The sequence below is a fragment of the Paraburkholderia sp. CNPSo 3272 genome (assembly GCF_024206495.1).
Taxonomy (GTDB): Bacteria; Pseudomonadota; Gammaproteobacteria; order Burkholderiales; family Burkholderiaceae; genus Paraburkholderia.
Genome location: NZ_JAMBPQ010000063.1, coordinates 1 through 20,561 on the forward strand (window position 1 = coordinate 1; position 20,561 = coordinate 20,561).

The window sequence follows — 20,561 nt, forward strand, 5'->3', positions numbered from 1 at the left end:
GCAGTACCGCCAACCAAAACCGCGCCTTTCGTTTCGGCTCACCGAACACGCATTTCGGCGGAGTGAACAGCCGTTTCGGCGGGCTGAACACCGATTTCGGGAAGATGAACACGCGTTTCGGAGCGCCGAACACCGATTCCGGAATACCCCGAAACCGTTCGACTTCAAACGAAACGGCTGTTCACCTTCCTCCGGAAACCCTGTTCGACTTCAACCGAAATCCGTGTTCGACTTCGCCGAAATACGCACTCTGTCAATCTCAAGTGAAGAGATTCATGCCGCAGTAACCGCTGCGTGATCGGTTTTGATCCGGTTGGCGATGAGGGTGCTCATGAGACACAGCAGCGCGTGAACGCCTGCGCACGGATGTTTGAGGAATGCGTGGACCTGTTCGCTGCGGCTTTCGCCGACCAGACACCATGCGCAAAAGTGTTCGCAATTGTTCGTCAGCAGGCGGTAGCGGTTTTCGCCGAGCCGCGAGCGGGCGCGCAGCACGGTTTGCACGCCGGAATACTTCGAAAACGGAAGCTGACGCACAACAACGGGGTGGCCGTCGGCGAACTGGTCGAGCGGGACTTCTTCGATCGGGCCGCGACGCACAGACTTCACGAGACCTGCGTAGTGAATGACCATGCCGCTACCGCCATAAATGCCGTGATGTTCGTAGCCGTAGCGTTTCGTGATCAGGTGGGCACCGAGAGCAGGTTCGTCATTCGAGCCGTCAAGCGCGACGTCTGTCGATGCATAAGCGGCTCGACGCTGTGCGCCGTGGTCAGCGCCGGATTGCTGGCGATTACGATTCATTGCGCGGCTCCTGGTCCCCGGGGGACAAACGGTCGATGCTCCAAACGGGCAGTGACGCACCCGTACCTGTGCATGTGCTCGTGACATGGGGGGAAGCCATGCCCGTGCATGAAAAAAACGGCCTCATTTGGCGTTGCGGCTTACGAACCAATCTAGGGCGTGCCCGACCCAGCCGCAATTACACCTTGGGTTCAGGACACCTATCTGCAGGGATGCGAAGGTGTGACTAACACCATCGTGCAATGGCTCCTTGCTCCGCTGTGGGCCTAACCTCGCCTGGTGACCGAATACTGCTGGAGATGATCCATGGATAAGAAATTTGGGCGTACCGCGCCCGCCCCGCTGAAGGCTGGCATTGTGTTCGAAGAATTTGCCAGGACCCTGTGGTACCTGCGTGCGCCGCTTGCAGCGTTATTTGTGTTGTTTCTTGTGCTTTCGGCGGTGATGTACTACGCCGGCGGTCCAATCGAAACGGGAAGCGAAACGCCATCCTCGTTTGGGAAAGTCCTCTACTTTTGCATAATCACGGCGCTCACGATTGGCTACGGCGACGTGGTGCCCACGACAATCGTGGGTCGGATCGATTCGATACTGATCGGAGTGCAGGGCGTATTGTTGACGAGTATGGTCACAGCCGCATTCGTTCACGCGGTTCAGGAGGCAGCGCGCCGCGCCGGCGCGCAAGATGATGCCTAGGTCCTATGCGGCCGCGGCAAGTCCAATATTAGCGAAAATGACGGAGCCGCTCCGGCTTCACGAAAACCAGCAGCCCACCCAGAATACGCTGCCAATGCCAACACGCGCCCCACATGTCGTCAGTATCCCGGCCAGAAGCATGGCGCCCACCATGAACGCGAGAATCGTGCAACCGGCCGGTGTCATAGGGCCGCCGGCGAAAGCAGCCCACTGTCTGGCGCTTGTCACGATCTGGATGGTGCGTCGCACCTGGCCCGTGATGTAAGCGCCACAAAGGCGCGACGCAATGGCGGTGAAGAATTCGCTTTTCATCATGACGGGTCGTCCTAAGGACCATCCAGACAGTCCCCAAGACAGAGACCTTGTATGGCGATCCGAACTGACCGCCATCTCGCTGGCATTCGCGACAAAAACTTTAACCTGCGAACCAATTTAGGCCGAGCCGGCCACAGTCGCAATTACACTTTGGGAGCAGGTTCCGGTGACCTTCTTTCCCTTCTGCGCCTCGGTATCGTTACACCTTCGTGCAATTGAGCCGCGCACCATCAACGGCCTAAAGTTGCTCTATACGGGCAACGTCTTCCAACGCTGGCGTCGCTCAAACGTAGCCAATCGCGCACCGCAATGGGACGGTCATCATGCTCACTGACGTACTCCACCTCTCGCGCGCGCAGTTCGCGATGACCACGATCTTCCACATCCTGTGGCCTATCCTCACTGTCAGTCTGTCGGCATTTCTGCTGCTGATCGAAGTACTGTGGATCCGCACCGGCGACGTGATGTACTACCGCCACGCCCGCCACTGGAGCAAGCTGCTCGCGCTCAATTTCGCGGTCGGCGTGGTGACTGGCATTCCGCTGGAATTTCAGTTCGGCACCAACTGGTCCGGTTTCGCACGGTTCAGTGGCCAGTTCGTCGGCAATATACTCGGCTTCGAAGGCGCAATGGCGTTCATGCTCGAAGCCGGGTTCATCGGCGTGATGATGCTCGGCTGGGGACGTGTGTCACGTGGCGTCCACGTCTTTGCCACGGCGATGGTAGCGCTCGGATCCAGTATTTCCGTATTCTGGATCATGGTCGCCAATTCGTGGATGCAGACGCCCGCCGGTATCACAGTCGTCAACGGCAACCTCCTGATCACGGACTATGCAGCGGCCATCTTCAACCCCGACATGGTGTGGGCCGTCTCTCACATGTGGACGGCCGCGGTCGAAACCGGGATGTTTGTGATCGCAGGCATCTCGGCATACCACCTGTTCCGCCTGAGGCACCCGGAGTTCTTTGCGCGTTCCTTCAAGATCGCACTGGGCGTGCTCGTTGTCGTTGCACCGCTTCAGGTCTGGCTGGGGGACTCCAGCGGCACCAGCGTGTTCGCGACTCAACCCGCGAAAGGTGCCGCCATCGAAGGGCACTGGCAGACCAACAAGCCGGGCACAGGCGCCGCATGGTCGCTCGTTGCATGGCCCGATCAGCAAAAGCAGCGTAATGACTGGTCGATCGAAGTGCCGGGACTCCTGAGCATTCTCGGCACGCACTCGCTGCACGGACGGGTCTCGGGTCTCATGGACTTCCCGCGCGCCGACCAGCCGCCGATGGTGCCGCTCCTCTATTACGCGTTCCGGGTAATGGCCGGCATCGGCTTCGCGTTTATGCTGCTTGCGTTCTGGACTGCGTATGCGCTGCACAAGGCGCGCGGCAACCTCGAGCGCCTCCTCGCACAGCGCAAGCTCCTGCTCGCATGGGTACTGTCCATCCCGCTACCGTACGTGGCTGTCGAGGCCGGATGGATCGTACGCGAGGTGGGACGTCAGCCATGGGTCGTCTACGGGCTGCTGCGAACGAGTCAAGCCGTGTCCGCGGTGCCCACGTCCTCGGTAACGGCCAGCATGGCGATGTTCTTCGTGTTCGACGTCGTGTTACTCATCACTTTCTTCCTTCTCGCGCGGCGTTGGTTGAAGAATGGCCCCGATCTCACTGCCACGCCCCCCGCGACCACGAGTATCACGCCCCAAACGGTGGCGCGCGAATATTGAAACCTCTCGCCCCAACTTATGGGAGATCGTTCGATGGAAAGCACCACTCATTCCCTGCTGGCCCTCACGTGGTTCGGCCTGATCGGCCTGATGCTGGCCTTCTACGTCGTGACCGATGGATTCGACCTTGGTGTCGGTATGCTCACCCTGCTGAGCAGAAATCGCGGAGACCGCGACGTGATGGTTCAAACCATCGGTCACGTGTGGGATGCGAATGAGACGTGGCTGGTCGTGGTCGGCGGCGCCCTGTTCGGCGCGTTTCCGGCTGCCTACGCGGCCTTGATGCAAGCGCTTTATCTGCCCGTCATGGCGATGATAGCGGGGCTGATCATGCGGGGTGCAGCCATCGAATTCCGCCATAGCGCGCAGCACGGAAGCCTATGGGACATCGTATTCGGCGTGGGCAGCCTCGTCGCGGCCATCTCGCAGGGCATCGTACTCGGCAAGGTGATCACGGGGTTCGTGCCTGGCGGGTCCAGCACGGCGTTCATCACGGTGACAGCCATCGGGGTCGTCAGCGGCTATAGCCTGCTCGGCGCGACGTGGCTCGTCAGGAAGGCGGTGGGTCCGCTCGAACGTTGGGGCCGCCGGCTGGCCCTGTTGAGCGCACAGTTCACCGTCGCGGCCGCGATCGTGCTCACTGCGGCGACCTGGTTTGACAGCGTGGCGGTCCATGCCCGCTGGTCCGAGCCAAGGGTGTTCGCCCCGCTTGCGCTACTCGGCGTACTCGCCGTCCTCTCGTACGGCTGGCTCATTGCGTCGCTTTATCGCGGACGCGACCGCGGGCCCTTCGGGGCGGCGATAACGCTTTTCATCGTGTCGTTCGCCGGCCTTGCGATTAGCCTCTACCCCTACTTCGTTCCGGGCCGGCTCACGATCCTGGAAGCCGCGTCGGACACCCTGACCCTCGCATTCATGTTGATCGGAATCGGCCTCGTGTTCCCGGTGATGATCGGCTACAACCTGCACCAGTATGCAATCTTCCGCGGCAAGGTTGTCGACACGCCCCAGGCGTGACGGCACGCAATTTCAGCGAAAAAGCCCTATCTCAGGAGCGGCCAGTGAAAACGTCGGAGTACGCTACGTTGGACGACGCACGAGTCCAGGTCGAAATTCTCGAACAGTCCGAGACAACACTCATCATTCGCTGGGTGGAGCCCGGACGATGTCACTATGGGGAGCAGCGCTGGCGTCTTCGCCATGCGAGAGCGTCGGGCGTGTGCGTGGTGTCGCGGCGTGCAATCCGCCGCGGCGACGCCGTGTTTCGCCCCGCCGAACGCCCCGCTCCAGCGAATGCATCGGCGATGATCTCTGTTGAAGCGTTTGGGGATTCAAGTCGCGGCGTTGGCTTCAACTAAACGGAATCCGCACGTTGCGTGTAATTCCGACTCTCTTCCTGGTTAGCGACGCTGCATTGCAGCGTCGTTCTCAATTCACTCACGTCGGGAAGTAACATGCCGCTCCAAAGAGCGGCGAACATGAACATCTGCTGGGCCACGAAAGCCCGTCAAGCGAGTCGAATCGCCGGTTGAGCCAATCCGTTGATTTGCTCCGCCGTCCAGAGCAGAGTTGCCCGTCTAAAACCGTGTAGCGCCTGCTGATGGCGTCGGTACAACATCGCGTGACTGAACTGGGCAAGCTTGCCCCGAATAATCCCCCCGGGAAATAATCCAAAACGACCAAGCGTGCCGAACGAGTCGTACTCGCTCAATGACACAAGCGATCCGAAATCCCGGAATGCGAAGCGAGGAAGAGGCTTGTTGTGAAGGATCCATTCCGGCAAATGGCGCGCCAGGTGCTCCGCCTGCTGAGTGGCCACCTGCGCAGTAGGAGGCAGCGGCCGCAGCGCATCTTGCGGCGTGAGCGAAGCGCAATCGCCAAGCGCGAAAATATTCTCGTCCCCTAGAGCCTTCAGCGTGTCCGACACCACGATCTGGTTCGACCTGTTGGTCTCGAGGCCAGCAAGCCGGTTCATGAAATCAGGCGCCTTCACGCCAGCCGCCCATACCATCAAATCCGCTTCGGCAAGCTTGGCGTCTCCGTACACAAAGCCTCCCCGTTCCACACCGGAGACCCCAGTCGAGGTCAGCACGCGAAAGCCAATTTTCTCAAGTCGTTGCTGGCTGGCTGACGAGATTTCAGCTGGGAAGGCCGGAAGCACGCGAGGGCCGGCCTCCAAAAGCGTCAAGCGCAGCCTGTCTCTAATCGCAGGATCGCCGTAGCTGGCCGCGAGTTCGAAAAGATGACTGAGCTCGGCCGATAACTCGACCCCGGTAGCACCAGCGCCCACGATCGCAATCCTGAGTTCCTCATCCTTAACCACGGAACGAAGAGAACGCTCGCGCAATGCGACGTTGAATGTCTCTGCCTGCTGTTGGCTGTCAATAAGATGGCAATGCTCGAGGACTCCAGGCACGCCGAAGTCGTTCGCGCGGCTGCCTATGGACAGCAGCAGCACATCGTATGGAACTGTTCTCCGCTCGAGCATCAAGCCGCCCTCGTGCGCCTCGATTGCGGCAAGTTGAACCTCACGTCGTTGTCGGTCCAGTCCGCACATTTCTCCCGGCTGATACGTGAAGCTGTGTTCGCGCGCATGGGAAAGATAGATTACACGCTGCTGATTCACATCGCGCGTACCTGCCGCAATCGTGTGGAGCATCGGTTTCCAGATATGCGTCGGGCTTCTGTCGATCAAAGTCACGCTTGCGTAACCCGACCGGCCTAACCGGTCGCCGAGCCTGGTTGCAAGCAGAATCCCGGCGATTCCGCCTCCTACGATAACGATACGAGTTGGCTTTTTCATAGCAATCACTCAATAAGCGAAAGACGATTTCGAATAACCTGTGCCGACGACAATGCACGGGTTGGCAATAGCGGCTCCTCCCATGAGACTCATGAATACTTTCGCAAAATAAGATGTGCAACAGGACGTCCGCAATTACACCTTGGGCGCAGGATTGAACGACAAGCCTTCCCACCGACACGATGGTGTCGTTACACCATCGTGCAATTGAATCGATGCCGATCACCAGATAGATTGATGTCCATGAACAACGCCCCCGACACCGGCGTCGTTCAAACCCCGGCCAGTCGCTCAACGTCACGGGCGCATCGCGCGCCTCGGCGAGCGAAAGCACCGATACCTGTGGCGCTCGCTCTCTGCCCGATGTTCTGCGTTCACATTACCTCCGGCAAAACGTTAAGGATGGCAAATGACTACGACTCACACCAATTCAAGCAGCGTTTCTCAGGACACGGTTTGCTCGGGACGATTGTTTCTCCTCGAATTGAGCAGCAACTCAATTTACTCGATGAATCCAGACGGATCCGACCGCAAGACGATCGTCACGGACTGCCACCTCCCCGATGGCATCGCAGTCGACGCGCACGCCGGCCACATTTACTGGACCAACATGGGTCACGCTCTGAGCGCGAATGACGGATCGATCGAGCGCGCCGACCTCAACGGCAACAACCGCGTGGTCATCGTCCCCCATGGACTCACGCATACGCCAAAGCAGCTCCAGCTCGACCGGGACGATGGAAAACTCTATTGGTGCGACCGCGAAGGCATGCGCGTGATGCGCGTCAACTGCGACGGCTCTGATATCGAAACACTGGTCGAGACCGGGCGCGGCGACATCGACCGCCACGACCAGAACCGATGGTGCGTCGGAGTCGCTGTCGATCGCGCGCACCGGAAGCTCTATTGGACGCAAAAGGGCCCTGACAACGGCGACCAGGGCCGCATCCTCCGCGCGAATCTGGAGATCCCGAGTGGCGAAGATGCGGCCACCCGCTCCGACATCGAAGTGATGTTCGACCATCTGCCGGAACCGATCGATCTCGAGTTCGACCAGGCGAACCGCGTCCTCTATTGGACGGACCGCGGCGATCCCCCGCGCGGAAACACAGTCAATCGCGCCCCGGTCGACGAAGCGGCGACGCCCGAGATCGTCGTCACGCATCTGCTGGAAGGGATCGGCATCACGCTTGACGTTGCTGGTAGCCGAATGTTCGTCACGGACCTGGGGGGATCGGTCTATTCAGCGCAACTCGATGGCAGCAACCTGCGCAACTTTCTCTACGCCCAGGGCAACCTCACCGGCGTTGCCTACGCCGAAGTCTGACCCGTACATTGGAGAGACGACATGACTGACACCAAGCCCATTCGCCGCGTCGCCATCATCGGCACGGGCGTGATCGGCGCGAGCTGGGCCGCGCTGTTTCTCGCCAAAGGATTGCATGTCGTGGCGACGGACATAGCACCGAATGCGGAAGCGTCATTGAAAAAATTCGTGGAGTCCGCGTGGCCGGCGCTCACGAGATTGGGTATTTCGCCCGGAGCATCATTTACGAACCTCACGTTCACGCCCGTGCTCGAACAAGCACTCGTGGGCGCGGACCTGGTCCAGGAAAACGGACCCGAGCGGATCGATTTCAAGCAGAAGCTCTATGGGCAACTCGACGAGCTGTTGCCTGCCGACGTGATCGTTGCTTCGAGTTCGTCGGGACTCACCATGAGCGAAATCCAGAAGGGGGCTGCGGCGCATCCCGAACGCTGCGTCATCGCCCATCCGTTCAACCCGCCCCACCTGATCCCGCTGGTCGAGATCGTCGGCGGCTCGAAGACCTCGGAAGCGACGATCCAGCGCGCAGCGGAGTTTTATACGGCGATCGGGCAGCGTACGGTGCGCGTCAACAAGGAGATGCCGGGCCACGTCGCGAACCGGCTGCAGGCCGCATTGGCGCGCGAGGTGTATTACCTCGTCGCCGAGGGCGTAGTAAGCGCTGCCGACGTCGACACCGCCCTGTCCTGGGGGCCGGGCCTGCGCTGGGGCGTGATGGGCAACATGATGCTCAACCATCTTGGCGGGGGCCCTGGCGGAATCGAGCACTTCTTCCAGCAGTTCAGCGGCCCGATGACGGCGTGGTGGAAAACACTCGGCGCGCCGGTTTTGAGCCCTGAGGTTCAAGCGAAGCTCGTCGACAGCGTACACGTTGAGGCCGGATCGCGTTCCATCGAAGAGCTGGAGGCGCAGCGAGATGAGGTTCTGCTCGGTCTGATTGAGCTTCGCCGCAAGGGTGGCGGTTCGAAACAGACGAACTAACTCGCTCCGGTCGCGTGAGCCCAGGCACAACCTTCCGGATTGCTCACCCGACTGACACGTCTTTCTTCCGGCTTTCTAGTCATAGCAACAGGAGTCGCAAAAATGTCTATCGCTGCAACAGACAGCAAGGCCGCCGCCAAGGAGCTTCCGCCACCGAACAGTGATTTCTATCACTATGCAGACACTTTGAACGCAGACGAGCGAGCGATTCTGCAGAAGGTGCGCACATTCATGGAGTCCAAAGTCGCGCCCATCATCAACAAGTACTGGGTCGAGGACGCCTTTCCGTTCGAGCTGTTGCCTGCCGTCAAGGAGCTGAATCTCGGAGGCCTCGGCATCCAGGGGTACGGCTGCGCAGGCGGGAGTCAATTGCTGGTCGGCCTTATTGGGATAGAAATGGCGCGGGTCGATGCCTCGATTGCGACCTTCTTTGGCGTCCATACCTTCCTGGCGATGGGTTCGATCGCGGTCGCTGGATCGGAGGAGCAGAAACAAAAATGGCTGCCGCCGATGGCACGCATGGACAAGATCGGCTGCTTCGGCCTGACCGAACCGCTGATCGGGTCGGGAGCCGCAGGCGGACTGACCACGACGGCGAAACGCGAGGGCGACACCTGGGTTCTGAACGGGCAGAAGCGGTGGATCGGCAACGCACCCTGGTGCGATATCTCGATCATCTGGGCACGCGACGTCGATGACAACCAGGTCAAGGGCTTCATCATCGAGAACAAGACCACACCCGGCTTCAGCGTCGAGAAGATGGAGAACAAGATCGCGCTCAAGGTAGTCCAGAACGGCCAGATCACGATGAAGGAATGCCGGGTGCCGGAAGCGAACCGGCTCGCATCGGGCGACCAGTCCTTTCGCGACACCGCGCGCGTGCTGCGTGGGACGCGGTACTACGTTGGATGGGAATCGACGGGATGCGCGATGGGTGCGTACGAGCACGCGCTCCAGTACGCCCAGCAGCGATTGCAGTTCGGAAAGCCTATCGGCTCGTTCCAGCTCATTCAGGATCTTCTTGCGAAGATGCTCGCCAACGTCACGGCGTGCCAGGGCATGGTAGTTCGCACGGCACAGCTCGCCGACGAAGGCAGGCTCACGGACCAGCAAGCCGCACTGTCGAAAGCGTTCACAACGTCCAAGGCGCGTGAGACCGTTTCGTGGGCGCGAGAGCTGCTCGGGGGCAACGGCATTCTCGCCGACTACGACGTCGCGCGTTTCTTTGCCGACGCCGAGGCGCTCTATTCCTACGAGGGCACCTTCCAGATGCAGAACCTGATCGTCGGGAAAGCGATCACCGGGTTCAGCGCGTTTATCTAAGACCGCAGGCGTGACGGCGAGTTTGTCGCCGTCACCCGATTCACTCGAATTAGAAGGAAAGCTAAACATGTCATCGACAACATTGACAGCCCCATCTTCACCCGTAGTAGTAGTGCCTGATGATCCGCCGGCGAAAGTCGTCACGCTCGCGAACGTTCTGTACGAAAAGCGCAATCGGATCGCATACGTGACCGTCAACCGTCCCAAGGTCCTCAATGCCCTGAGCACGCAGACATGGAAGGATTTGCGAACGGCTTTCGAGGATGCACGCGAGGACACCGTCGTGCGCGGCGTCATTCTCACCGGCGCGGGCGATAAGGCGTTCATCGCCGGCGCGGACATCATTGAGCTTGCGCACGCGAGCGCGATCGAAGCGGAGCAGTCGAGCCGTTTTGGGCAAGCCGTGCTCGACCTGATCGAGAACCTCGGCAAACCAGTGGTCGCGGCAATCAATGGCTTTGCACTCGGCGGCGGCTGCGAGACGGCAATGGCGTGCACGCTCCGCATCGCCGTGGAGCACGCGAAGCTCGGCCAGCCGGAGGTCAAGCTGGGACTGCTCCCCGGCGGCGGCGGCACGCAGCGGCTGCCGCGCCTTGTCGGAAAGGGCCGCGCGTTGCAGCTCATTCTGTCGGCGGAGCTCATTAGTGCCCAGGAAGCCTGGCGCATCGGGCTCGTCAACGAAGTGGTTCCGGCAGCCGACCTCATCGGTCGCGCTGAAGCCATTCTGAAGACGATCGCCTCGAACGCCCCTGTCGCGGTGAGGCTATCGCTCGAAGCGGTGAACAAGGGCCTGGACGCGGACCAGAGCGAAGGCCTCGCTCTCGAAGCCTCCTATTTCGGGCTGTGCGCCGGGACAGAGGACAAAAAGGAAGGCACCTCCGCCTTCCTCGAAAAGCGCGCCCCGCAGTTTGCGGGACGGTGAAGCAGGCAACACGATCCAGGAGAGATCCCATGGCAAGCGACAATATTTTTTCCGGGCTGAAGGTGGTCGACTTTTCGAGCTTTATCGCGGCGCCTGGCGCCGCCGTCATGCTGTCGGACTTCGGCGCTGATGTGATCAAGGTCGAACCCCCGAGCGGCGACCCCTGGCGCCACGGGCACAAGATCCCGTCGCAGCCGATGGCAGATGAGCCGTATCAGTGGCATCTCGCCAATCGTAATAAACGCGGCATCGCGCTCGACCTGAGGTCGCCCAGCGCCCAGCAAATTCTCCAGCGGCTCGTCACATGGGCTGATGTGTTCACCGTCAATACGCCACATCCGGCGCGCAAGAAGTTGAAGCTCGAATACGACGATCTGGCACGCTGGAACCCGCGACTGATCTATGCGGATGTCACCGGCTTTGGCGAAAGTGGCCCGGATGCCGATCTGCCCGGCTTTGATCTGACCGCGTTCTGGGCGCGTAGCGGCCTGTTGTCGATGACGCGTGACGCTGGAGCGCCACCAACCTGGCCGGTGGCCGGAAGCGGCGACAACGCAACGGCAGTTGGAATCTATTCGGCGATCGTCACGGCGCTTTACCGCCGAGAGCGCACGGGCAAAGGCTCTTACGTCACGACTTCGCTCCTTGCCTCAGGCGTCTGGTCGGCCAGCGTTGCGATCCAGGCCGCCCTGGTCGGCGCGACGTTTCCAGCACCGCACGATCGCACGCATCCTGCGAATGCGGCGCTCAACGTGTACCGCGCCTCGGACGGCACCTGGTTCGTCCTGGTGGTGATGCACGACAAGTTGGCGGCCGTCGCGAAAGCCATCGGACGCCCGGATCTGCTGACTGATGCACGGTTCGCGGATCCGGCGAAGGTGACGGCGAACATGCCGCAACTTACGGCCATCCTTGACGAGGTTTTCGGCACGCAGCCGATGGCGCACTGGCACGAGGCATTCAGCAGTCTCCACGTCACGTACGGCGCCGTGCGCGGACCACAAGAGGTGATCGACGACCCGCAGCTGCGGGCCAACGATGTCATCGTTCCGCTCGAGGGCGCCGGCGGCAAATTGACCTCAACGATCAGCAATCCGATTCGGGTGCATGGCGTCGCCAAAGTGCCCGCCCGACGAGCGCCCGGTCTTGGCGAACATACTGAAGACATCCTGCGCGAGCTGGGCTTCGACGCAAACGACGTCGACGGCCTGCGCGCGAGCGGCGCGGTGGCCAACCTGAAGCAACACGCCGCCTGACGCACGAAGCACAGAGAGAAAGGAGCAAGCATGAGCGACATCATCACCGAGCGTACCGGCAGCATCTTGCGGGTCGCATTCAATCGCCCCGAGAAGAAGAATGCCATGACCGGAGCCATGTACACAAATCTCGCGGACATCTTCAACGAGGCCGCCGAAGACGAGGAAGTCCGCGTCGTGCTCTGGCATGGCGTGGGCGAGTCATTTTGCGCAGGCAACGACGTCGGGGATTTTCTCAAGCATCCGCCCCGGCTGGGTGACTTTCCGCAGGGCCGTCTGATTTCGGCGCTCATCCGGTTCGAAAAGCCCATCGTGGCGGCCGTGCAAGGCGCGGCGATCGGCGGCGGAACCACGATGCTGACTCACTGCGATTTCGTCTATGCGGGCGAAAGTGCGAAGTTCCAGTTGCCGTTCATCAACCTTGCGCTGGTGCCGGAATTCGGGTCGAGCTTTTCGATACCAGCGCGCGTAGGACATCTAGCGGCAGCGGACCTGTTTCTGCTCGGAGAGCGTTTCACTGCCTTGCGAGCAGTGGAACTGGGCCTCGCGACTCGCTTGGTGCCCGACGGCGATCTGCTCGAGACCGCTACTGCAACAGCACATAAGCTCGCGGCAAAACCGGCCAGCGCGTTGCTCGCTATCAAACGACTCATCAAGCAGGCTGCGCTACAGCAGATCCAGGAGGCTGTGAACGGTGAAAATCAGACATTCTTTGCACAGGTGAGTTCAGCAGAGGCCAAGGAGGCGTTCTCCGCCTTTCTCGAGAAACGTCGGCCGGATTTCACGAAGAGCCCGAGGGCCTGATAGCATGATTCAGATCGCATATGAACTACTCCCCAAGACCACCGAATTACGTATCAGGGGAAATGCGCTCGTCACTTAGCCTGGCCGTGGGCACACGATCATTGCACGGGCACGTTGACGTGGACACGTGGATCGTCGGCGGGGTCATTGCTGCGCTCAGTTCTCGGCCTCGTTACACCACAGTAGCGTTCCTGCGCAAAGCGAGCATCAGCGCAAGGCGCATAGGCGCGATCTGCACCGGTGGATTTCGTGCTCGCGGAAGCAGGCTTGCTGGCGAAGCGGCGCGCCACGACGCATTGGGCGTATGGACGCGCACTGCAGGAAAGTTTTCCAGACATCCGGCCAGCAGATTACACGTCTGCAATGGAGGGGATTCCGGTGCGCTATCTTCCTGGCAAGGCATTGCTGTGAGGGTCAACGTTCATTGACCAACGCACCGTGGCTCTTCTGAGCTGTCTGCAGAACGTCCACGACATATTCGGCGTTTGGGAATGGCCGGATCTATTGGCGTCGATCGCGCGTTAATACGGCGTCGCCGACGAGACATCACATGCGCATTGACGGAGGGCGGAGGCCGGCGATGCGATACCCTGCGGTGCGGAGTACCGGACCCGCTTACGCTGAAACAGCTGGATGGACGGACACCATGAACTCAAAGACAGCGCCGCGGGGTACCGTTTGCGCTCGCCCACAATCGGCCGCCATGTGCTTCGATGATTGAGCGGCAGATCGAGCCCCATGCCCCAACCGATAGTCTTTGTCGTATAAACCGGCTCAAGAGGCGCTCGACGCTCTCGGGAGCGACACCCGGCCCGGAATCGCACACAGTCACCAGGACGGCACCCGGTTCATTCATGGCGGTGCTGATTGCAAAGTACCCCCACAGTACGCCACGTATCCTCCGCGATGCATAGGCGAGAGGTATCACTCGATCGCACGATTTACCGCTCGCCCCCGCCCTGCTCCCGCTAATCCGTCGCATCGCTCAATAGCCGTGCTAACGGATTCAAAAGAACATCTTAAACGCGCTAGCAACATTAACGGACATCAGGCTGTTCAACCGTTGCTGGAGTACAACGGCTGATGGCGACGGCAATCTGTCTCCCGGCGTTACTCGACAATGGCCAGAGCGATTATCGCTCTAGCACATGCTGTGAACGTGGCTAGCAGAATTAAGGAACTTCAACAGCGACCATAGCCGGGAAGCCGTTCCGGGGTCCCCTTTCGGGCGTTCTCACCTTGGCTCGCCATCACGAGCAGCTAGCTGGTATGCCTATCCATGAGGTCGTTTTACTCCTGGCGGGCGTACTGCAGAAATGCGCTCACCACGCGCGAGCGCTCGTGCCGGCGGTGCAGCAGTGCAATCTCCGACGGAATCGGCTTGCCAGCCAGCGGACGGTAGATCACACCGGGCAGCGAAACGCAGTCGCACAGCGTACCTGGCACAATGGCTACCGTGCCGCCAAGCGAAACGCTCGCGAGCACCGCGATCAGCGGGCCGGGGCGCTGCACGACTAGCGGAGAGAAACGTCCACGTCTCGCGACCTCCATCGTGCCGAACTCCTGCTCGGGCACGACGAACTGCGCATCGTGCAGTTGTTTCGGTGTGACCGCACTCTGCGCAGCGAGCACGGAATCCTCCGGCAGGGCAACAACGAACTCGTCCCGATACACGCGCGTGGCTTGCAACCCTTCCGGGTAAGCCATCGGCGGCCTGACATAGGCGGCGTCAAGCTGTCGGTCGACGAGTCGCACCGGGATCTCATCCATGGGGACCTCCAGCAACTGCACCTCGATCCGTCGATGCAATCGGCGGAATTCCGTCACTGTCTTGCGCATCACCCCAGCGTACGCAGCCGATGCAACGTAGCCGACGCGCACCTGTCCCAACTCCCCGCGCTCGGCCAGCACCCCGCGTTCGCGAGCCTGTTCGAGTTGCGCCAGCACAGCGGCAGCTTCCGGAATATAAGCTTCGCCCGCAGCGGTCAGCGACACGGAGCGCCGGGTCCGGTGAAACAGCCGGAACTGCAGCAGGCGCTCCGCATCCTGGATCTGTTTCGTCAGGGATGGCGGCGCGAGCCCCAAATCGTCGGCGGCACGTGCGAAATGCAGACGCTTCGCAACGGCGAGAATACAGCGCAGATGACGCAATTCGAGTTCCACGTTTGTTCATCCAAAAGTGAATAAACATGATTCTATCTGCTATCGATTCGCAATAAATCTGGCGCTAAGATTGCGTCTGTCTCCACGTTGAAACAAACGCTCATGTCGAAAGAAGCAGATATTGGCACGACCGCAATCGGGACCGCGCCCGGGACGGCCGCTATCGCAGCGACGGAGTCCGTCGTGCCACCGCGCTCGGGCGGGTCCGTGCTCGCGACGGCCTCTGCAACGTGTGCGTTGATCGTGCTCGACACGAATGTCGTCGCGGTGTCGCTGCCCTCGATCGCCCGTTCATTCCACGCGGGATTCGCGGACGTCGAATGGGTCGTCAGCGCGTACATGGTGTCGTTCGCGTCGTGCCTGCTGCCGATGGGCGGGCTTGCGGACCGCTATGGCCGAAAGAACACAATGCTGCTTGGCCTGCTCATGTTCGCGATCGCGTCGCTTGGCTGCGGACTCGCACCTAGTGTCACGTTCCTCAACTTCTCTCGCGTCGCGAAGGGCTTCGGCGCGGCGATGCTGCTGACGTCGGCGCTGGCCGTGATCGCGCACGCATTCCCCGCCCCGCGCGAACGGGTGCGAGCGTGGGCGATCTGGGGGATGACGATGGGGATCGCGACGACTGTCGCACCACTCGTCGGCGGCTTGATCACCCAATGGGTCGGCTGGCGCTGGATCTTCCTGCTGAACCTGCCGGTGTGTGCGGCGCTGATCTTCTGCACACGGCGCGTCGTGACCAACTCGCGCAATCCGCACGCGGGACACATCGACCTTGCCGGCAGCCTGTTCTTCGGCACTGGCCTCGCGTGTGGAATCTGGGCGCTGATCGGCGCCCAGGACGATGGCTGGCGCAGCGCGGCGACCGAAGCGCGCTTTGCCGCATGTGTGTTGCTGCTTTCCGCTTTTGTCGCGATTGAGCGGCGTGTCCAGAATGCAGTCATTGATCTCGCGCTGTTCAGGCAAGCACGGTTCGTTGCAGCGGTGCTCGGGATGTTTGGCTATGCCGCATGCGCTCAGGTGATGATGACGTTCCTGCCGCTCTATCTGCAGAATGCGTTCGAATGGACGCCGATTCGTGCGGGAATCGGAATGCTGCCGTTTGCGCTGTCGATGATTGTCGGCCCCTGGCTGGGCACACGGATTGGACGGCGCGCTACGGGGCCGACGTCGCTGCTGTCTGCCGGGCTTGCCCTTGTCGGTGTTGGCAATCTGCTGACCGCCATCTCCGCGCAATCGGGTGAATACGGCTGGGTTGCGTTCGGAATGGTCGTGACCGGCCTGGGCGCCGGTGTGCTGAACGGCGACACACAGAAGGCGATCATGGCGTGCGTTCCGCCCCATCGGACCGGGATGGCTTCCGGGATCAGCACGACCACCCGCTTCACGGCGATCGTCACATCCATCGGTGTCCTCGGAGCCGTGCTCGCGTCGCGTGCCCGATCCACGATCGACGCGGCAATGCAATGTCATACATCGGGCAACGCCTGCGTGGACGCTCAGTTCATGTCGGATCTGCTCGCCGGTGATACAGGCCACGCCCTCGCCCGTCTCGCGCCGCACCTCCAGCCAGCGATGACGTCCATCGCTCCAACCGGTTTCGCGAGCGGGTTTGCGTCGGCACTGAGCGTTGCCGGCTATCTTGCGCTCATGATTTCGGTGGCAATCTGGCTACTCGCGGGACGGCGCCGGCCCGCATGACGCACAATCCCCCGCAAACGCAGAGGGAATAAATCGACGATACAAACGACACACAGCCTGACGAACAACGTGGTCAACGTCGTGGTTTTGTAAAGCGGACGGCTTTACAGGATCGTCAGATGCGAATCGCATTGTGGCTGGGAAGGCAGTCTCAATAACAACGCTGGATTGATTCAGGCAGGCCAAACCGGCGTCGAGATTCAGCGTTGCAAGCTGGACAGGATCATAGATTTCTTTGCGTGAGCGCCCAGGGTTCCTCGCCGAATGCTTGAAACGCCGTGCTATTAGGATAAGTTTTCTTATCACAACACACACAAATCGCGGCATAACTCCAACACCTTGAAACAACGCGCCGAGCCACCGCTAGCGGTCGCGCCGAAGCTTGCGAATCAGGAATGGAAGGAACAACGGCCAAAGTATCCAGTTCAACCACTCCATGGCCCCGAACCAGTCTCGCGCTTTCAGGCAAAAGCCACGCGCCACCGGCTCACAACCGGGCAACCATTCCTCGACGTCATGCGAGCGCGAGCGCACGCACCGCTCATCGTTAGCTTGTGCCACAAATGGCCGTGTTATTCTCAATGGCGATCGGGACGCCTGCCATTCCTCCGCGACCACCACCGGTACGAGCGGAACATGGTACTGGAGCGTCATCCATAGCCGTTCGCCCAGTGTCCAGCCTTCTGCGGTGGGATGCTCTTCCTCTTCTGCGGGGCTACGGGCTTCAAGAGTGCGACTCAATAGATATATCCCGCTCCGTGCCTGGAGCGCTCCCAGAGTCTGCGCCCGAATGGTCGGTTCGAAATTCCGGCGCTCGCCCGAGACAAACACAAACGACACAAGCATTAACAGGAAAATGATGCCAGCGAGATGCGTTGCACCAGTACCGTAGTCGAGCAAAGACCAATACAGTCGATCGATGAAGATCCTAAGAGAAAATGGTGCGAGCACGCCCAGAATGACAAACAAGATGATCGCCCCAAGGAGCCGTTCCGATCCAAACAAACCGCTCCAATCGTGAAGAATCAACCAGGTCGCGAACGCGAACCCCATGCTCCAGATCACAAAAAGCGACAGCCCAAAGGCTGTCTCGCATGGATTTCGCTTCAGGCGAAAAAGAGGGAAGCCTTTCAACCATCGTTCTTCGCGGTATCTCCCGTCCCCCTTGCGCCATGGCCAAAGTCTCATGCGGCGCCAGGCATTTGCGTGCCATGTGGGCGATCGTGGTTTCTTATCCGGCTTTTTTTCCGTTCGTGCATCCCGGAAGTGAGCGGCGATATAGATACGGTCAGCCTCCTTGTCAAGACCGCGGTTGCGAAGCGAACGTTCAACAGCGGTGTACGATGACATCCGAAATTCCGGATCATTGTCGAGGAGGTCCAGATATAACGCTGCATTCGTTGGCTCGCTCTCGGTCCACTTGAACTTCGGCTCTAGATGCAGAGGTTCGAGAAACCATGCGTCAACCTGGACTTCGTGCAAGCTGATGAGTTTGGGGAAGCCGTTGTGAATCTGCTTGTTCTTCGTTGCTGTCTTTTTGACCAGTGCAACGGTGAGATTGCGTATTTTCGCGAAGTCCAGCACCAACCCGGTATCGTGCGGATTCTCGTGCCCAGAATTCCCCTTGAACAACTCGTCCGACACCTTGAGCTGGCCGACCTCAGAGTACTGCAGATTGAGCGCACCGCCTATCGATACGTGCGTCACGTGTGTTTCAACGCTTTCTCCCGCACCCGCGCCGATCTCGCGGCCGAGTAGCGCCTCGAGCAAGCGACGACGGTAGCTTTCTGGGGAGCCCAGACTTTCTTTCAGCGCGTTTTTGGCCGCCGTAACCTGCGCCGCTTCGAGACGCAAATAGGTTTCGACGCATCGTCTGATCTTGCCGTAGACAATGTCCACACGGAAATCCCGATGTGGGACGTGACCCACTTCTCCGACACGCACGCCTCTCAGATCGATGTCGCCCGCAGTCACTGCCTGCAGCTCGAGTGAATGGCACGATGCCCAATCCTCGGGCGGTGCAGCGGAGGAAACCCGCAAGCACGACGCGGATATCAACACCAAGACATGGCACGTCGCCAGATCACGCAACAAGAGGGATTCGCCATGTGAGCGAGCAAGGAACGACGCAGGCGCACCAAAAGCAACACGCCCGTCAATTTCCGTATCGGAAATCAAGATTCTGCCTTTCTTCGTGTCTTTCGTTGTTAAACGTATTCCCGTTAGCTCAAGGTCACCGTGTATCTTGCAATTCGCAATGCGAATCTCCCCTTTCGCTTCAAGATGGCGGCTCCACCGGTCGCCTTTCAGTCCCGACTCCGGATCCGGAACAGGAAAATTATCAGTTTTTCCTTTATTATATTTTCCCTCAATCATGTTCAATGTTGACTTTCCAGGCCAGAACGACAGTTCTTTTTCTATTGTCGATGAAGTAATTTCAATGGCCTTGTATCCGTGAGAGATATCCTCTTCGTTGATCCTGGAAACATTGCACCGAACAAAATCGATGCTCCGCCACGAAGTCATGTAGAACGCGCCGATCGTTGCGTGCTTGACGTATAGCGTGTCTTCCGAACAGAAGTCATCGATATATATCTGCCCGGATTTTCCGGCGATAAAGATAACCGCCTTACGCACCTGTGTCCCGTACAGGTGAATGTATCCGACTTCGGAATCCGAGAAATCAAGATGTCCATTTATTATGGCCGTTTCGTATTCAATACGACGATTTTCTGGCGAATTTTTCACACATATACGGTCACCGGAACTTGACACCAGTCTGCATTTAACATTTTCCAGGATGACGGACCCGTCGAACCTCCCATTCGAAAGGTTGATCGAATCACCCACGCATGCGTTGGTGAAATTCAGGGAAGATTTGTCTTCTTCCGCCTTGATAACGGATCGCTTGCGCCGTAGGTTATCTTTTAACACCGCGCATTTCTCACCGTACACCAGCAGTTGCGGCGGAAGCTTCGATTCGCGTGTTTCAAATGAAACGTCGCCTTTTATCTTGCAGTCCGCAAGGTCGACTGCCCCACTAGCGTTCGATGCCCTTGAGGTAACGCGGCAAGCGGCGAAAGAAAGATCGCCGCCTATGCGGAGGGCCCGCCCCGACACCGACCCGGTAATGCGGGTATCGACCACCGAAACGTTGCCTGAAATGACACTCCGGGCCACGCTAAGCGCGGGGATAACGAGTGCAGCGTCGGGCGCCGGTCGGATGAATCGACAACTGGTGATCGATATACTGCCTTCGACGTGGCACTGCGACAAATCCAGTCCTTCGGAAAGGCAACAGTCGTCCATCCACACCGGGCCTTCAAACTTACAGTCCGCAAGGATGAGCTCCGCGCAGAAGTGAATGTCCCGGAGAACGAGTCCCTTCTTGAAGGTCGTACCGGTAAGGTCCACGCGCCGGTCGACCGTGATGCCCGTCATCGGCGAATCGAAGGCGCCTGTTTCGGCATACCGCCTGAGTTGATCGGCGAAGCCATGCGCGCCAAACAGACACCGCTTTGATTTAGATGGCATGTTCTCACTCGTCAAGGACCGCGGAAGCGAGACGTTCAACGAGCGAGACGCCAGACGCCTAACTGGGATTGCTTCGCCTCCCGCGCACGTTTAGGCTGCTGACCGGGTGGCCTTCCCACGCGACTGACGTTGACAAACCTGCTAGGCTCGTTGACACAGAATGGTGCGAATCGTTTGGTAAAGATGCGCGGATTTTTCGCTTCTCGAATCTATGCAG

18 protein-coding genes and 2 pseudogenes are annotated in these 20,561 nt (G+C 59.8%); 14 read left to right on the forward strand and 6 right to left on the reverse strand.

From position 1 onward, the window contains the following. A partial coding sequence (locus M3I53_RS35985; protein WP_254320533.1) for a hypothetical protein occupies positions 1-287 on the forward strand: 287 nt, incomplete at its 5' end. On the opposite strand, the gene M3I53_RS35990 is transcribed toward M3I53_RS35985, so the two are convergent. Then, a complete protein-coding gene (locus M3I53_RS35990) occupies positions 274-804 on the reverse strand; it encodes a lecithin retinol acyltransferase family protein (protein ID WP_254320534.1) in 531 nt (176 codons plus the stop codon). The genes M3I53_RS35985 and M3I53_RS35990 overlap by 14 nt on opposite strands. A 306-nt stretch (positions 805-1,110) precedes the next feature. Here M3I53_RS35990 and M3I53_RS35995 point away from each other — a divergent pair, with 306 nt between their 5' ends. Then, positions 1,111-1,500 (forward strand): potassium channel family protein, encoded by a 390-nt coding sequence (locus M3I53_RS35995; protein ID WP_254320535.1) that lies wholly within the window; start codon positions 1,111-1,113, stop codon positions 1,498-1,500. Positions 1,501-1,557: 57 nt separating this feature from the next. Here M3I53_RS35995 and M3I53_RS36000 read toward each other — a convergent pair whose 3' ends face one another. Continuing rightward, entirely contained in the window at positions 1,558-1,815 is a 258-nt protein-coding gene (locus M3I53_RS36000; RefSeq protein WP_254320536.1) for a hypothetical protein, read from the reverse strand. Positions 1,816-2,138: 323 nt separating this feature from the next. On the opposite strand from M3I53_RS36000, the gene M3I53_RS36005 reads away from it, so the two are divergent. The 3 genes from M3I53_RS36005 to M3I53_RS36015 are packed head-to-tail and all read left to right on the forward strand — an operon-like array spanning position 2,139 to position 4,891. After that, positions 2,139-3,533, forward strand: a complete 1,395-nt coding sequence (locus tag M3I53_RS36005; protein WP_254320537.1) for a cytochrome ubiquinol oxidase subunit I — start codon at positions 2,139-2,141, stop codon at positions 3,531-3,533. Positions 3,534-3,566: 33 nt separating this feature from the next. After that, positions 3,567-4,550 (forward strand): cytochrome d ubiquinol oxidase subunit II, encoded by a 984-nt coding sequence (locus tag M3I53_RS36010; protein WP_254320538.1) that lies wholly within the window; start codon positions 3,567-3,569, stop codon positions 4,548-4,550. Positions 4,551-4,594: 44 nt separating this feature from the next. After that, positions 4,595-4,891: a DUF3331 domain-containing protein gene (locus M3I53_RS36015; RefSeq protein ID WP_254320559.1), complete on the forward strand. Its 297-nt coding sequence runs from the start codon at positions 4,595-4,597 to the stop codon at positions 4,889-4,891. Positions 4,892-5,040: 149 nt separating this feature from the next. Here the strand turns inward: M3I53_RS36015 and M3I53_RS36020 are convergent, their stop codons facing one another. Continuing rightward, the gene (locus M3I53_RS36020) at positions 5,041-6,336 is read right to left on the reverse strand and encodes an NAD(P)/FAD-dependent oxidoreductase (RefSeq protein WP_254320539.1); all 1,296 of its coding nucleotides are present in this window, start codon (positions 6,334-6,336) and stop codon (positions 5,041-5,043) included. A gap of 409 nt (positions 6,337-6,745) precedes the next feature. Between M3I53_RS36020 and M3I53_RS36025 the strand changes: the two genes are divergently transcribed. The 8 genes and pseudogenes from M3I53_RS36025 to M3I53_RS38755 all read left to right on the forward strand — a co-directional run. Continuing rightward, complete coding sequence (locus tag M3I53_RS36025) at positions 6,746-7,663, forward strand: 3-hydroxyacyl-CoA dehydrogenase (protein WP_254320540.1); 918 nt, start codon at positions 6,746-6,748, stop codon at positions 7,661-7,663. Between the two features lie 21 nt (positions 7,664-7,684). Further along, complete coding sequence (locus M3I53_RS36030) at positions 7,685-8,644, forward strand: 3-hydroxyacyl-CoA dehydrogenase NAD-binding domain-containing protein (RefSeq protein WP_254320541.1); 960 nt, start codon at positions 7,685-7,687, stop codon at positions 8,642-8,644. A 39-nt stretch (positions 8,645-8,683) separates the two neighbouring features. Then, positions 8,684-9,967, forward strand: coding sequence for an acyl-CoA dehydrogenase family protein (locus tag M3I53_RS36035; protein WP_254320542.1), 1,284 nt, complete (start codon positions 8,684-8,686; stop codon positions 9,965-9,967). 10 nt (positions 9,968-9,977) lie between these two features. Beyond that, a complete protein-coding gene (locus tag M3I53_RS36040; RefSeq protein WP_254320543.1) occupies positions 9,978-10,889 on the forward strand; it encodes an enoyl-CoA hydratase-related protein in 912 nt (303 codons plus the stop codon). Between the two features lie 29 nt (positions 10,890-10,918). Further along, a complete protein-coding gene (locus M3I53_RS36045; protein WP_254320544.1) occupies positions 10,919-12,145 on the forward strand; it encodes a CaiB/BaiF CoA-transferase family protein in 1,227 nt (408 codons plus the stop codon). A gap of 30 nt (positions 12,146-12,175) precedes the next feature. Continuing rightward, entirely contained in the window at positions 12,176-12,949 is a 774-nt protein-coding gene (locus M3I53_RS36050) for an enoyl-CoA hydratase (RefSeq protein WP_254320545.1), read from the forward strand. Between the two features lie 56 nt (positions 12,950-13,005). Continuing rightward, positions 13,006-13,300, forward strand: a pseudogene (locus M3I53_RS36055) (DJ-1/PfpI family protein); the annotation flags it as partial. After that, positions 13,286-13,474: pseudogene (locus M3I53_RS38755) on the forward strand (hypothetical protein); the annotation flags it as partial. The pseudogenes M3I53_RS36055 and M3I53_RS38755, both read left to right, overlap by 15 nt. A gap of 127 nt (positions 13,475-13,601) precedes the next feature. Here the strand turns inward: M3I53_RS38755 and M3I53_RS38760 are convergent. Continuing rightward, the gene (locus M3I53_RS38760; protein WP_375542631.1) at positions 13,602-13,931 is read right to left on the reverse strand and encodes an ATP-binding protein; all 330 of its coding nucleotides are present in this window, start codon (positions 13,929-13,931) and stop codon (positions 13,602-13,604) included. A gap of 308 nt (positions 13,932-14,239) precedes the next feature. Further along, entirely contained in the window at positions 14,240-15,112 is an 873-nt protein-coding gene (locus M3I53_RS36065; RefSeq protein WP_254320546.1) for a LysR family transcriptional regulator, read from the reverse strand. Between the two features lie 102 nt (positions 15,113-15,214). Here M3I53_RS36065 and M3I53_RS36070 point away from each other — a divergent pair, with 102 nt between their 5' ends. Next, on the forward strand, positions 15,215-16,810 hold the full coding sequence (locus M3I53_RS36070) for an MFS transporter (RefSeq protein ID WP_254320547.1): 1,596 nt from the start codon (positions 15,215-15,217) through the stop codon (positions 16,808-16,810). A 363-nt stretch (positions 16,811-17,173) separates the two neighbouring features. On the opposite strand, the gene M3I53_RS36075 is transcribed toward M3I53_RS36070, so the two are convergent. Continuing rightward, the gene (locus M3I53_RS36075; protein WP_254320548.1) at positions 17,174-20,344 is read right to left on the reverse strand and encodes a hypothetical protein; all 3,171 of its coding nucleotides are present in this window, start codon (positions 20,342-20,344) and stop codon (positions 17,174-17,176) included. Positions 20,345-20,561 lie beyond the last annotated feature (217 nt).

Excerpts from the sequence above, each read along its gene's own strand:
- M3I53_RS36025 (WP_254320540.1), top strand. The coding sequence starts at position 6,746 with ATGACTACGACTCACACCAATTCAAGCAGCGTTTCTCAGGACACGGTT.
- M3I53_RS36000 (WP_254320536.1), bottom strand. The coding sequence starts at position 1,815 with ATGATGAAAAGCGAATTCTTCACCGCCATTGCGTCGCGCCTTTGTGGC.
- M3I53_RS36050 (WP_254320545.1), top strand. The coding sequence starts at position 12,176 with ATGAGCGACATCATCACCGAGCGTACCGGCAGCATCTTGCGGGTCGCA.
- M3I53_RS36070 (WP_254320547.1), top strand. The coding sequence starts at position 15,215 with ATGTCGAAAGAAGCAGATATTGGCACGACCGCAATCGGGACCGCGCCC.
- M3I53_RS36005 (WP_254320537.1), top strand. The coding sequence starts at position 2,139 with ATGCTCACTGACGTACTCCACCTCTCGCGCGCGCAGTTCGCGATGACC.
- M3I53_RS35995 (WP_254320535.1), top strand. The coding sequence starts at position 1,111 with ATGGATAAGAAATTTGGGCGTACCGCGCCCGCCCCGCTGAAGGCTGGC.
- M3I53_RS36010 (WP_254320538.1), top strand. The coding sequence starts at position 3,567 with ATGGAAAGCACCACTCATTCCCTGCTGGCCCTCACGTGGTTCGGCCTG.
- M3I53_RS36020 (WP_254320539.1), bottom strand. The coding sequence starts at position 6,336 with ATGAAAAAGCCAACTCGTATCGTTATCGTAGGAGGCGGAATCGCCGGG.
- M3I53_RS36045 (WP_254320544.1), top strand. The coding sequence starts at position 10,919 with ATGGCAAGCGACAATATTTTTTCCGGGCTGAAGGTGGTCGACTTTTCG.
- M3I53_RS36030 (WP_254320541.1), top strand. The coding sequence starts at position 7,685 with ATGACTGACACCAAGCCCATTCGCCGCGTCGCCATCATCGGCACGGGC.
- M3I53_RS38760 (WP_375542631.1), bottom strand. The coding sequence starts at position 13,931 with ATGCGACGGATTAGCGGGAGCAGGGCGGGGGCGAGCGGTAAATCGTGC.
- M3I53_RS35990 (WP_254320534.1), bottom strand. The coding sequence starts at position 804 with ATGAATCGTAATCGCCAGCAATCCGGCGCTGACCACGGCGCACAGCGT.
- M3I53_RS36075 (WP_254320548.1), bottom strand. The coding sequence starts at position 20,344 with ATGCCATCTAAATCAAAGCGGTGTCTGTTTGGCGCGCATGGCTTCGCC.